This window comes from Gardnerella sp. DNF01159 (genome assembly GCF_049244215.1).
GTDB classification, from domain to species: domain Bacteria; phylum Actinomycetota; class Actinomycetes; order Actinomycetales; family Bifidobacteriaceae; genus Bifidobacterium; species Bifidobacterium swidsinskii.
The window spans coordinates 1,372,318-1,385,985 of record NZ_CP058387.1; the positions used below are offsets into that span (position 1 = coordinate 1,372,318).

Below are 13,668 nucleotides of genomic sequence, written 5' to 3' on the forward strand. Positions count from 1 at the left end.
CAAGCACCGTGGCAAAATAAAAAATTATGGTAGCAAAAAATGCGGGAATGCCCGCCACCCCAGAAGATCTAGTCGACGTCGACGCTTTGGTTGGCGCTTACTATGATGAAGTTCCAAATTCCAACATTCCAGAACAGCGCGTGATTTTCGGCACGTCCGGTCACCGTGGTTCTGCTTTAAAAACTTCGTTTAACGAAGCTCATATTGTGGCAATTACGCAAGCTATTGCTGAATATCGCAAGAAAGCTGGCGTAACTGGTCCTCTTTATATTGGTCGCGATACGCACGCTCTTTCTGAGCCTGCTCAAAAAACCGCTATTGAGGTTTTGGTTGCTAACGGAGTTCACGTTCGCGTGGATTCTCGCGGAGATTTCGTGCCAACTCCTGTTGTTTCTCAAGCTATTTTGACGCATAATCGCGCAGCCGACGGCACTCAGCGTTTTAGCGGCGACGGCTTGGCTGACGGCATTGTCGTCACTCCTTCACACAACCCACCAACCGACGGTGGTTTTAAGTACGATCCTGTAACAGGCGGCCCTGCACCTGCAGAAGTAACTAACGCAATTGCAGCTCGCGCAAACGAATTGCTCGACAATTACAAGTCCGTAAAGCGCGTACCTTTCGAGGAAGCAATCAAGTCTGATTTGGTTGAAGGCTTCGATTACCGCGAACACTACGTTAGCGATTTGGCAAACGTAATCGACTTCGACGTGATTCGTTCCAGCGGCGTGCGTTTGGGAATTGACCCACTCGGCGGCGCAAGCGTAAACTACTGGCCACTTATGAACGAAAAGTACGGCCTGAACATTGGCGTTGTGCGTCCAGAAGTTGACCCAACCTGGCGATTCATGACTATTGACCACGATGGCAAGATTCGTATGGATCCAAGCTCCCCTTACGCAATGAAGGGCTTAGTTGATCAGCTTAACGCTGGCGCTTGGGATAAGTACGATTTGGTTGGCGGCACCGATCCAGATGCTGACCGTCACGGTATTGTGTGCCCGAACTGGGGCGTTATGAACCCGAACCATTACATCGCGGTGTGCGTGGAGTACTTGTTCGGCGGTGCTCGCCCGGATTGGCCAAAGAATACTGCTATCGGCAAGACGCTTGTGTCTTCTTCCTTGATTGACCGCGTAGCTGCTTCTATTAACGCAAAGCTTGTGGAAGTTCCTGTTGGATTCAAGTGGTTCGTTGACCCACTCTTTAGCGGCGAAGTTGCTTTCGGCGGCGAGGAAAGCTCCGGCATGAGCTTCTTGCGCAAAGATGGTCGCGTGTGGACCACCGATAAGGATGGTTTGATTCCTGATTTACTCGCTGCGGAAATTACTGCAAAGACTGGCAAGAACCCAGCTCAGCTTCACCAGGATCAGGTTGCGCGCTTTGGCGAAAGCTGGTATAAGCGCGTTGATACCCCAACCACGCTTGAGCAGAAGCAGAAGTTCGCAGCTTTGAGCGGCAACGACGTGGAAGCAACCAAGCTTGCCGGCGAAGATATTACCGCAAAGCTTACAGAAGCTCCTGGAAACGGCGCAAAGATTGGTGGCTTGAAGGTGACGACGAAGAACAACTGGTTCGCTGCTCGCCCATCTGGTACCGAGAATATTTACAAGGTTTACGCAGAATCCTTCGTTTCTCCAGAAGCACTTGACAAGGTGCTTGAGGAAGCTACTGCTGTAGTCGACAAGGCTTTAGCGTAACGTAATAATCTTGCGTAAATAAAGAAATCTACTAATTGCGCTGGTTGCAATCTGCAGCCGGCGCATTTTTGAAAGGTTTTGTCATGATTGTTGTTTCAACAGACGGTTCCGCGCTCGGAAACCCAAATGGTTCAATGGGTTGGGCGTGGGCAGATCACATTGACGAGTCTGGTAGCTCTAACGAACATCATCACACAGGCAATGCAGATGCTGGAGGCGCAACTAATGGCACAAATCAAATTGGCGAATTATGCGCGGTTTTGGAAGCTTTACGAGCACATCCTGGAAGAGAGCCGCTCACAATCGAAAGTGATTCACAATACGCTATAAACTGCGCAACTACGTGGATTCACGGATGGAAAAAGAACGGTTGGAAAAACTCTAAAAATGAACCTGTTAAAAATGCCGAGCTGATTCGAGCAATCGACGCGGAAATTACTAAGCGCGAAGGCGCCGTAAAATTCGTGTGGGTTAAGGGTCACGCAGGAAACGAAGGAAACGAAAAAGTTGATACATTAGCGCGCGGATATGCGGAAGATTGCCGAAATGGTTTGAAGGACGGATACTTGCCTTTAGAAGGCTGGAAGTCGCTTCTTGCTTCTGAATATGCAAAAGGTACGAATGTGCCAAGTGATGCGAAAATGCTTTTAGATGGCAAAATTTCTCATGCAAAATACCATCTTGAACGCACAGTTGGCGAAGATATTAATCCTGATTTTTCTGCACAAAATAGTAAAAACACTAGTGATCTAACTGAATCTGCAAATGAATCAGCGCGCGAACAAGCGCGTGAAACAAAGCGTGAAACGTTAGAAAATAGCGAAAAAGATGCACTATCAATAGAAAATGAACAAGATGCACACCAGCAAGTTGCACACCAGCAAGATGCTATAACTATTGTTCAAGAAGTTCCAAAAACAAAGCAAAATGTTACGCAAACTGCATCTAAACCAGTTCAAGGATTAAGTGTTTCTGGCGTGCTGCAATTTACTCCACCACCAAACACAAGCCCAAGTTTTAACGGCGAGGCGCGCTTTATTTCCGGCACAATCAACGTAAACGGCTACGTAGAACCAGACGGCACCTTGCATTTATCTCCAACCGCCTTCTACCTTTCATAGCTATTTTTTGCAATTCGTTTAGTGTGGTGTTTGGCTGGCGGATTTCTGAAGTGGCTGTGTGAGATAGGAATTACTTGTCTCGCAGCGCTCCGCTCTTATACCTTATTTGAGCTTAGCGGTTGCATAGTTAAGTTTAGTTTTTTACTTACTTTTTCTGCAAAAATAGTATTCATCAACAAGATTATTACTATCGTTCCGCTTTTATATTGCTCGACCAAGCAATTCCTATCTCCCACTACTAATAAAACCGCTAGCGTTCTGTGGTGTGGTATGAGTGCCTGGTGTGGCACCATGCAGTAGCAATGACGCTAGTGTTCTCTAAGCAATAAATACTCAACGTCTGCAGAGCGCAACTGCAAAACTTCATGAACGTGCAAGCATCCAATCAGTGCAAAAAATCTCAAATCTCTACCACACGAATATCCCGTGAATGAATGAAGGCACAATTAAAATGCACATAGCCCTAAAAATCTGCACGCAGACTAATATGGAAATGTACGAAAATGAGGCACGCATAAAAACACAAAGCCTCTCCCGCAAATAGCGATGGAAGTTCATCGGCGAACTCGGGAATAACAAAAACAAGAAAGCAGGGATAATGGATAAAGCACAACAAGATGCGCTTAAAAAAGCAGCAGGCATTGAAGCCGCAAAGATTGTAAAGAATGGAATGATGGTTGGCCTTGGCACCGGCTCTACAGTGCGCTTCTTGGTTGACGAGCTTGGCCGCAGAGTTCAGGAAGAAGGCTTGAGCTTTACGGGAGTTACCACTTCTCGTCGCACACAAGAGCAAGCAGAAGGCTACGGCATTAAGATTCTCGACATTAACGAAGTGGATCACATTGACGTTACAATCGACGGCTCCGACGAAGTTGACAAGAATTTCAACGGAATTAAAGGCGGCGGCGCAGCTCTTCTTTGGGAAAAGATTGTGGCTATTAACTCTGACCGCATTGTGTGGATTGTTGATGCAAGCAAGGTAGTCGACACGATTGGCAAGTTCCCACTTCCTGTTGAGGTGATTCCATTCGGCTCCGCGCAAGTGATTCGTAAGTTCGAAAAGCGCGGATATAAGCCAGTTTTGCGTCTTGATGCAGACGGCAAAGAAGTTCGCACCGACGAGAACAACTTCGTGGTTGATTTGCATATGGAGCGCATTGAGCATCCACAGGAGTTGGCGAAGGATTTGATTGAAACTGTTGGCGTTGTGGAACACGGCTTGTTCTTGAACATGGTTGACACCGTGATCGTCGGCGATCCTAACGGCCCTCGCACGCTTACCAACCCAAATAAGTAGCGAAACTAAGCGAAAAGTAGAGTCTGTAAACACGGGCTCTATTTTTTTGTATATAAAAAAGCGCCGGGAAAACCGACGCTTCAAAAAAAGTCTCACGTGCCTAAACGTTCAGACACGCATCAACGCATAGCAAGAAAATTACTTGCGCTGGTGACGAGTCTTACGCAGCAGTTTGCGGTGCTTCTTCTTGCTCATCCGCTTGCGGCGCTTCTTGATGACAGAACCCATCTGAAGCCTCCATTCCTATGTAAAGTGTGCAACTTGCCTAATGTTACACCGTTTTAACGACTTTGTGGAGTGATATTACAAAGAACATCATTTTTTTACAACAATTTACATTGGGAATCTGTGATAAAAACGCTCTACTGCTTGCTTTGCGCCGTTCACTTCAAAAACAGCGGTATCGTTCTGCCACAATGCACTAGCCTGTGATTTATCATTTTCATCATTTCGCAACACATAGCTACCGGAAGTCTTGCCAGAAACTTGAATTTTTCCACTTGCGATATCAGAACCCTTAAGTCCATCAACTAACGCCTCATACTGTTTGTTTGCAGAATCACGATTCGACCATTGAGCAACAGTTACAGACACTTCCCCATCTGGCTGACCAGTTGAGTACTTAACAGAATATTCCTCCAAAGGCGACGATTCAGTCCAAGTTGCACTAGGTATAGCGTCAACACGAGCGAAATCAAGTACGCTATCTGGCATAGCCTTAAGCAATGCCGTAGAAGATGCTGGCAAAGGTTTCGATGGTATAGAAGGCGTTTTAGGCATTACCATATGATTTTTGCTCGCAACGTTTTCGTGATTTAATGCCCAACCTGGCCACATAAATGCTGAAATTAGAGCCAAAACCACAATTACTGCAGCTGAAGTCAACACAACTAATAACTTGCTGTGTGATGAATTATTGACACTTGAGGAATTCATATTCAACGCACCCATCTTTGAAGCATTCATACTTGAAGCATTCGATTTCGACATACTTGCATTATGTCACATCGCGATGACGCTTTTAGTACGCAAAAGCGCTTTACAATCAAAAACAAATACAAAATATGATTGTCTAATAAAGCGTATAGCGTCGAGATATGGCTAGTAAATCTACTCTTCACTATTTATGCTCTGAATGCGGTTGGAGCGGCTCAAAATGGTACGGTCGCTGCCCTGAATGTGGCGAATGGGGCACAGTGAACGAGTTTAGAGAAGCGCGAGTTAGCGGATTATCTCGTACAACACGTACACCGCGCGCAACAACAGCATCGCGCGCATATTCACCAGATAGCATAACTACTTCTAATCGCAATAGCGCACATTCAACTCTCGATTCAGCAACATCCGCGCAACCAATTAGCGAAATTCAAGCAGACGACGCAATGCGCATCCACACTGGTTTTAGCGAATTCGATCGCGTATTAGGCGGAGGACTTGTGCCAGGCTCCGTAACTCTTATAGCAGGAGAGCCAGGTATCGGAAAATCAACACTACTTCTAAAAACAGCAGCTTACGTATCTAAGCAATCAAAAGAAAGCAACACTCCCCCGGTATTGTATATTTCCGGCGAGGAATCAGCAGCACAAGTTAAATTGCGCGCGTCTAGAATTAACGCTGTAAACGATTATTTATTACTTGCAACAACAGGCGATCTTGACACTGTGCTGGATCTTATTGAAACGCATCACCCTACGCTTGCTATTGTCGATTCTGCGCAAACGATTTCCGCACAAGAAGTAGATGGTATTACAGGCGGTTCTACACAAGTTAGAGAAGTTGCGAGTGCACTTATCGACGTTGCTAAAGCTAACAATATTCCGATACTTTTAGTTGGGCACGTTACAAAAGATGGTTCAATAGCAGGGCCGCGAACGCTTGAGCATTTAGTTGACACAGTATGTCAATTTGAGGGCGACACACAAACAGCACTACGCATGCTAAGAGCCGTAAAGAATCGCTTTGGACCTACAGACGAAGTTGGATGCTTCGACATGAGCGGTGAAGGAATTGAGGAAGTGCCGGATCCTTCCGGACTGTTTTTGTCTTCTACAGAAAACGCTAATCAAGGTAAAAATGCGCAAGATTGCACAAACGACGGAACTTGCGTCACTTTTACGCTTGAAGGACACAGAAGCCTGCCGATTGAAATACAAGCACTTGTAACGCAATCAGCTCTGCCTACTCCTCGCCGCGCAGTTTCTGGTGTTGATTCTAACCGTCTTGCAATGCTTACAGCAGTTTTGTATCGTCACGGACGCGTTAATTTGCTTGCAAAAGATTTGTACGTATCTACTATTGCAGGAGCGTTGGCAAAAGAGCCGTCTTGCGACTTAGCAATCGTAGCAGCTTTAGCTAGCACTGCTGCCGGGAAAGCAGTAACTCCTAAAACTTGCGCAATTGGTGAAATGAGCTTAACTGGTCAAGTTCGCCCAGTGCCAAGAATAGAGCCGCGATTGCGCGAGGCTGCGCGAATAGGATATAAGCGCGCAATAGTTTGCCATATGTGGAAAAATGTTAATATTCCAGGATTAGAAATTATTGAAGTTAGCACAGTGCGAGAAGCGTTGAAAGCACTTGGGCTATAAGCTAAGCAAATGCCCAAGTGCTACTACTTTAAAGAATTTCGCTTGTGCTGCACACTGTTATAAGCGGTGTAAAAAGCTCCATAGTTTTAAGAGCTAGCTTATGATTTTCCGGCGTGCTTCCTGCACAAGCATCTTCTGCAATACGCACAGCAACGCCATTATCCGCTGCAGCTAAAGCAGTTGTTAATACGCAACAATCTGTTGCAACTCCGCAAATTGTTATTTTGCGACATTCGCCTAATGCAGCCTTAAGTTTCCTACCCCACTTTCCGAAAGTTTCGCAAGTAACTACAGTGTGACCTTCCGCAAGTTCTGCTGTTTCTGGAGTGAAGTCATACATTGGGTCATCAGGTTTTACGAGGAATTGTGGCCAATCTTTAAAATAGTCAATCCAAGCGTTTTCTGGCTTAAGCGGTGCTACATAGCGCGTGTAAATTACTCGATTACCATAAGCTTTTGCAAGTTTTGTAAAAGCTTCTGTTGTTGAATCGTAAGTGTGATCTGCACACGCCCAAGTCGACCACTCACTTTCGCAAAAAACGCGCTGTCTGTCGATTACCACTAACCATTCGTCTTCTTTAATCATTTGAATATCCTTTCATACGAATATCCTTTTTCATTTTTATTTTTATTCTGCAATTTCGCTTGTCTGCAAACCTACTTCGCTTGTTGGCAAATCCGCTTCTTGCTTAGCAATATCTTTACGCTGGAAAATTAAAGAGCCAATTAAGCCGATTAGTAGCGCAACTATTACGCCCAAGTTTGCACCAGCCCAGCTACTTGATTTTCCGCCAACAAACCAAAGCAAATAACCTTGCCATGTAAGCCATTTCGCTGCAGAGTTTACGACCAAACCCCATCCAACAATCGTTCCAACGCAAAGAATTGCAAAAGCTTTAACATTCCAAGCACCGTAGCGACCTTCCGGCTTATACAAGTCCTCAGTGCAATAATCTTTTTTGCGAACAAGCACATCCGTAGTAAACATTCCAGCCCAAACAGCCATTGGCACTCCCAAAGTCGTTAAGAAGCCTTGGAATGGTCCAATAAATGTGTCGGAGAAGAACGTGACATAAACAACGCCAAGAGTAGTTAGAATTGCAGTAATAATTGCTGCAACAGTTCGAGGAATACGTATTCCAAAAGATAGCAACGCAAGACCGTTTGAATAATTGTCCATAATTGCTCCAGACATAAGTCCTAGAACCGCTACAATCGTGTACGGAATCAAATACCACGCTGGCAAGATTGCAGCAATTGCTCCAATCGGGTCGTTTCCAACGTTTTGAGCTAATTCCATATTAGAAGCTGCGAGTAGAAGACCGTAGAAAATTAGGAACACGTTTGCAATTGACGCTCCAAAAGTAGTCCAAAAAACGATTCCGCTATTTGAAGATTTTCTAGGCAAGTATCTAGAGTAATCAGCCGCAACATTAACCCAGCCTACGCCGAAGCCAGTCATAACGAAGAAGCAGCAACCGAGCATTGCAGGAAGAGATCCGTTTGGAATTTGACCAATCGCAGCAAAGTTTATGTGTCCCCAACCTAGTACGAAGAATCCAAGAGTGATTATTCCCGTTACAATTGTTATAACTTGCTGACACTTCATAATTAAGTCGTAGCCGTAAATTCCAACAATTACAATTAATCCAACTACGATGATTGTGCTCACGATTTTAACACTCGTACCACTACCCCAGCCGATCTTTTCTGCGGCTGTTGCCATTGCAAGAACGGCAGTTATTGCTAGAGAAATCTCCCATCCGAGCGTTGCAATCCAACTTAGTGCTGCTGGAATGTTTGCTCCACGTACGCCGAACGTTGCGCGAGTCAATACCATTGTTGGAGCGTTTCCACGTTTGCCGGCTATTGAAATCACTCCAACCAGCAGGAATGACACAATTACGCCGATTATTGTCATTAACGTTGCCTGCCAGAAGGATATTGCAAAACCAAGCGCCCACGCTCCGTACGACATTGCAAATACGGAAATATTCGCTGCAAACCACGGCCAGAATAGGCTTGATGGCGTTCCTTTGCGCTCGCTTTCACTGATTGTGTCTATGCCTTGTTCCTCAATGCTTAAGGAATGTTGACTCGACGAGTCTGTGGCTTGTTGAGTTTTAGATTCTCCTACTTGAGCTTTACTCATTTTTCACCTAGCTTCTTTTTATATTGATTTTGTTTTATAGATTTGTGAATAATTTAAGAAAATCCAATAAATGTTGGTATTAATAAACATTTGTTTTAATAAAATCTTCTATCACCTTTTTTGTAGGACACGTTGCAGGCCCATATTTTGTGACAGCAATAGCAGCTGCAGCATTCGCGCATAAAACAGCCTGCTTAAGCGTCATTTTGTAGCCTATGCAAGCCGCAAGTACGCCAGTATGCGCATCGCCAGCTCCATTCGTATCTACTGCTTTTACTTGAAATCCTTTAATATGCTCGGCTTCTTTACCTAAATCACACACCCAAGCTCCGTGAGATCCTGCATGAACGATGAGGGGAGCTCTTAGCGCACGCTGTAAACGCTCAATCTTTCGTTTTGTAAGTTGATTATTTGTTTCGTCATTAAAGTTTTTGCTATCAGCATCTTTGCTTTCGTCAGCATCTTCGCTGCAATCATCTTCGATTTCGTCATTTCCCCAAGCGTTAAGCCTTTTTGCTAAAATCTCAGCTTCTCTAGCATTACACAACCAAATTGGCGCGTAGTCAATCAAGGCTTTTAAATCTTCATCTAAAATATTTGCAATCATTGGCGACGCATCAAAAATCGCTGTAAACCGGCGCTTGTGTTTATCAAAAGAACTCTCTAAAGCACTACTACTTAAACCGCACAAACCGCTTGTTCTTAGCATAAACCGCAAAAGCGCACGTTTTATAGGACTCACAAACGTGTATCCACTAATGTACACAACATCTTCCGGATTAGGATTTACAAAGTCAAAAGCATGCTCGTCACCACTAGTTTCCGCACCTTTAGTAGATATAAAAGTTCGTTCTGCGCTTTTATCCGTAAGAGCTATGCAAAATCCTGAATCAAGCATGGAATTTTTTGTGCCAATATGCGAAATACGTGCTTCGTTTAAAGCTTTAGAAATAATATTTGCAAAATATCCTTCACCCAAAACGCCAGCCCATTGCGCTTTAGCTCCCATTTGACTTGCAGCAAATAGCATGTTGTAACTTGCACCAGCGCTCATACTATACGAGTTTGCAAATATGTCTTCACCTGGTTTAGGAACAGAGCTAACTTTCATAGTTACATCTACAATAATTTGACCAAGTGAGATTACTTGCGGCACGACCAAACTTGCTTTTTCATTCAAGCTTATGTTTGATTCGTACATTGCAATCGCCTCTGAAAGCTACTATGCAGCATATTCTCTACTTTTCTCAATCTTCTAATTTTTTCTCATTAAGCACAAAGCATACACTATCTTTTCTACGTCGTAGCAGTGATCGACTCGCAAATTCTCTAAAACGCGTTCTCGTATTTTTTCATCGAACACTTGCAACCCATACTGTGAGCCCAACATCGCAGAACACATTGCAGCAATCGTATCGGTATCTCCGCCAATCGATGCTGCAAAACACGCAGCTTTGGTTGGTTCATTTGCAAAGCGAGTTGCAATTGCGAAAGCTGCAGCTACGGATTCATTAGCTTCAACACTTGTACCACAATCATTTTGCAACATTTCAGCAAAATCATCGTCACTTACAGATAAGCAACTCAACTCCTCAGCTTTTTTAGTGAAAAATTCGACCCTACTTATAACGCTTGCTTTTGCGCTCCAATTACCATATTTTGGAAGCAATTTTACGAATTTTATTGCTTCTTTAAGCGGATTTTCACAACCTTCAATACCTAAACTTACTGCCGCAGCAACGAGTGTTGTAGATTCAATTCCTTGAGTCGTATTGTGAGTAATTAAGCATGATTTTCTGGCTGCCTTAGCAAGCGATTCACCTGGTTTGAAAGCAATGCCAATTGGTGTCGCGCGCATTGCACCACCATTAGTTGTGCCAAATTTGCCTGTTTCTTCAGGAATTACTCCATTTACAAGTGCTTTTAAAGCTGACTTAGTTGACGGTCCTAGCAAATCCAAGGAACCTTTTTCGCGCATTGCACCTTCCCAATCTAGAAGATTTTGCGCATACTTGTTGTTGTCAATATTGCCATTATCTGCGATTATGCGTTCAGCAAGTAAAAAAGCTTGCTCCGTATCGTCTGTTACAGAACCTGCTTTCATATTTGGCGCGATTGGCTGCTGACTTACAGCGTCCATTAATTTTGTAATTGGACCGCCATAAAAACGGCGTATGCTTTGAGCACTCATGCTTTGAGTTGGCATTCCAAGCGCATCGCCTATAGCAAGACCAACAATAGCTCCAAACGCGCGATTATATGTTTCACTTTGCTCAAGATTGATTGCTGCGTTTATCATAAGTATATTTTATGCTTTCGCAGACACAATTTTAAAAGCACTTGGGCTATAAGCTAAACGCAATTAAACGCAGCTAAACAAATATCAAAATCAGATTTCAGACTCAGCATCTGTAATCTCGCGCACTTGCTCAACATTAGCTTTGAGCATATCTTTTAGCGCATCAACCGAATCAAAAGTCTGCTGCGGGCGCAAGAAACTAGCAAACTCGATGCAAACACGATGCCCGTACAAGTCTTTCCAATCGTCGAACAATCCGTAAGCTTCAACAGTGCGCTCTGCATCTTCTTCGCCATCTTTATTAAATGTTGGCTTAGTTCCAATAGAAATCGCAGCAGGCCAACGCCACGGAGAATGAACGCCTAAATGAAGCTCGTCACGACGCAAAACACTCACATCCGGAACAGCATTTTTCGATGGTCTGACATCGTTCTTATTGTCAGCATCTAAATCAACAACCCAGCCTGCGTACACGCCATCAACTGGCACATAGCCTTCAATTTTTTCGCCAAGATTTACTGTTGGGAATCCAATCTCGCGCCCACGCTCGTCTCCATGAACTACTGTTCCTTCAACGCGATGCGGCTGATCCAAAATTTCACGCGCTTCTTTGACTCGACCAGTAGCCAACATCCAGCGCACATTTGTAGAACTCCAAGCACGCACTTTCTTATTTGGCATGCTCTTGCTCCAAGCACGATATTCAGCTTTATTCATGCCATCAGAAGGATCTTTAGGGTCTCCAGGCTCCTGTGGAACCTCACGAACAATAGGATCAGGCACGCGAACGTCGTCTGGACCCAAATCCTCTACTTCAATAAGCTCAAAAACTCCAGTTGCTTGAGACAACTCGCGAATTGCTTTGATATCACCAGCACGACGAGCACCAAGCGCAGCATCAGAGCCAAGAACTAATGCTCGCATACCAAGCTTTCCAACGAGCTGACCTAAGAAGAAACGGTACGATTTTGCAGCAAAAGCAAGGCTGTAGCGCACAATCACAACATGATCAACATCCAACTGCGACATCACGCGCAAACGTTGACGCACGCTTGTAAGAGCATCAGGATCGTCCGGAAGTTTAGAATTAACGTCGCCAAAATCATCGTATAAATCAGGATTAGCATGCACTACGCTTGGACGTGGATCAAACATAATCACTACTGAAAACGCTCCATGACGATGCGCAAGATCCACAGTACGACGAATAACCTCGCGATGACCTTTGTGCATACCGTCGAATACGCCAATGGTAACAACCGCTTTACGCTCCGCACTTAACGTTGGCCAATTAATCATGCCGTTGGCATCTGGTCGAATGTCGATGACCTTCATGATATCCTTACTATCCGCGTTCAAGCATTACTCAAGCAAACTACGCAAAATACGCAATTCGTTATTTTAAATACTTATCTAGTTTACCAGTCTTCTCGCTTGCCGGAAATACCACAATTGGTTTGATTTGATTACTTTTTATATTTTTTGTCAATTCAACTACTGCAACAACGTCACATTCCTCAGTATTTGCGTTTTGAACGTACGCTATTGCAGGATAATTTTCGTAATTTATGCCAGATTTAAGCTCAATCCAGCGCCCAAAACGTAAGTCTTTAGCTTGATTCTCATCAATGCTTAAAGTTGGAAGCGAATGCGAAGCTGCATCCATCATATTTAAGCAAATTTTAGGAAGCATATTATTTGCGTCAAAATCGTCACTAGGAACTGCTTTTGAGCGATGCTGCAATACTCCATTGCGATCAGTAAATTCTCGCATTTGAGCGCGAAGTTTAAGAACTCGCGAATCAGTAACCGAAAAATCACCAATGCTAGTGCGACGAAGCTGAGTAAGATGTCCACCAACTCCTAGTAAGCGACCTAAATCGCGAGCTAAAGCGCGAATATATGTTCCACTACTGCAAGAAACTTTTGCAGATATATCGCATACGAGTTTCCCACTCACTCCCCTAGTAATTCGAGGATTACTTACTGAAAAATCACTAACAAATATCTCTCGAGGAGCAATCTCTACTGATTTTCCTTCGCGCGCTAAATCATAAGCTCGTTGACCATTAATTTTAATAGCAGAAAAAGCAGTAGGAGCTTGCATAATTTTGCCTACTAAATTTTCGCTAACAACTTGCTTAATTCGCTCAAAAGACAGTGACTTTTCAAAAGACGTGTCGTCATTATCGACATGAACCCCCGGACCTATATTTAATGCATTATCCGGAAGAATCTCACCTTCTGCGTCATCAGTAGTAGTTGCTTCTCCTAAGCGGATTACTGCTTCATAGGTTTTATTGTGCCCCAACATGTAATTTAAAAGTCGCGTTGCATTGCCAAAACCTATGATTAGCAATCCTGTTGCCATAGGATCAAGCGTTCCTGCGTGCCCAACTCGCTTTGTATGCAACAAATGACGAGCGCATGCAACAATATCGTGACTTGTAACACCTTGCGGCTTATCTACAAGCAGTAATCCCGAATCTGGTATGCACATAAGTTAAATCTAAC

Annotated in this window: 12 protein-coding genes; 4 read left to right on the forward strand and 8 right to left on the reverse strand. The window is 44.1% G+C overall.

The window, feature by feature from the left end; all coding sequences use genetic code 11:
• Nucleotides 1-26: 26 nt before the first annotated feature.
• From pgm to rpiA, 3 genes are all read left to right on the forward strand, one after another.
• The gene (gene pgm, locus HXT39_RS05410) at nt 27-1,700 is read left to right on the forward strand and encodes a phosphoglucomutase (alpha-D-glucose-1,6-bisphosphate-dependent) (protein ID WP_004112076.1); all 1,674 of its coding nucleotides are present in this window, start codon (nt 27-29) and stop codon (nt 1,698-1,700) included.
• Nucleotides 1,701-1,735: 35 nt separating this feature from the next.
• Nucleotides 1,736-2,821 (forward strand): ribonuclease H family protein, encoded by a 1,086-nt coding sequence (locus tag HXT39_RS05415; RefSeq protein ID WP_103013801.1) that lies wholly within the window; start codon nt 1,736-1,738, stop codon nt 2,819-2,821.
• A 598-nt stretch (nt 2,822-3,419) separates the two neighbouring features.
• A complete protein-coding gene (gene rpiA / locus HXT39_RS05420; RefSeq protein WP_004110197.1) occupies nt 3,420-4,118 on the forward strand; it encodes a ribose-5-phosphate isomerase RpiA in 699 nt (232 codons plus the stop codon).
• Nucleotides 4,119-4,256: 138 nt separating this feature from the next.
• On the opposite strand, the gene HXT39_RS05425 is transcribed toward rpiA, so the two are convergent.
• Together HXT39_RS05425 and HXT39_RS05430 are read right to left on the reverse strand one after the other, a co-directional pair.
• On the reverse strand, nt 4,257-4,346 hold the full coding sequence (locus HXT39_RS05425) for a 30S ribosomal protein bS22 (RefSeq protein WP_004268639.1): 90 nt from the start codon (nt 4,344-4,346) through the stop codon (nt 4,257-4,259).
• Between the two features lie 105 nt (nt 4,347-4,451).
• The gene (locus HXT39_RS05430) at nt 4,452-5,108 is read right to left on the reverse strand and encodes a hypothetical protein (RefSeq protein WP_004109607.1); all 657 of its coding nucleotides are present in this window, start codon (nt 5,106-5,108) and stop codon (nt 4,452-4,454) included.
• Between the two features lie 107 nt (nt 5,109-5,215).
• Here HXT39_RS05430 and radA point away from each other — a divergent pair, with 107 nt between their 5' ends.
• Nucleotides 5,216-6,703 carry a DNA repair protein RadA gene (radA, locus tag HXT39_RS05435; protein WP_103013800.1) on the forward strand — a complete coding sequence of 496 codons (1,488 nt, stop codon included), beginning with the start codon at nt 5,216-5,218 and terminating at the stop codon, nt 6,701-6,703.
• A 28-nt stretch (nt 6,704-6,731) separates the two neighbouring features.
• On the opposite strand, the gene HXT39_RS05440 is transcribed toward radA, so the two are convergent.
• From HXT39_RS05440 to truB, 6 genes are all read right to left on the reverse strand, one after another.
• Complete coding sequence (locus HXT39_RS05440; protein WP_102155434.1) at nt 6,732-7,289, reverse strand: cysteine hydrolase; 558 nt, start codon at nt 7,287-7,289, stop codon at nt 6,732-6,734.
• A 42-nt stretch (nt 7,290-7,331) separates the two neighbouring features.
• Nucleotides 7,332-8,855, reverse strand: coding sequence for a purine-cytosine permease family protein (locus HXT39_RS05445; RefSeq protein ID WP_103013799.1), 1,524 nt, complete (start codon nt 8,853-8,855; stop codon nt 7,332-7,334).
• A gap of 79 nt (nt 8,856-8,934) precedes the next feature.
• The gene (locus tag HXT39_RS05450; RefSeq protein WP_103013798.1) at nt 8,935-10,056 is read right to left on the reverse strand and encodes a PfkB family carbohydrate kinase; all 1,122 of its coding nucleotides are present in this window, start codon (nt 10,054-10,056) and stop codon (nt 8,935-8,937) included.
• A gap of 54 nt (nt 10,057-10,110) precedes the next feature.
• Entirely contained in the window at nt 10,111-11,154 is a 1,044-nt protein-coding gene (locus HXT39_RS05455) for an ADP-ribosylglycohydrolase family protein (RefSeq protein WP_103013797.1), read from the reverse strand.
• 90 nt (nt 11,155-11,244) lie between these two features.
• Nucleotides 11,245-12,489: a bifunctional riboflavin kinase/FMN adenylyltransferase gene (ribF, locus tag HXT39_RS05460; protein WP_199172871.1), complete on the reverse strand. Its 1,245-nt coding sequence runs from the start codon at nt 12,487-12,489 to the stop codon at nt 11,245-11,247.
• A 61-nt stretch (nt 12,490-12,550) separates the two neighbouring features.
• Nucleotides 12,551-13,654, reverse strand: a complete 1,104-nt coding sequence (truB, locus tag HXT39_RS05465; RefSeq protein ID WP_103013796.1) for a tRNA pseudouridine(55) synthase TruB — start codon at nt 13,652-13,654, stop codon at nt 12,551-12,553.
• Between the last annotated feature and the right edge of the window lie 14 nt (nt 13,655-13,668).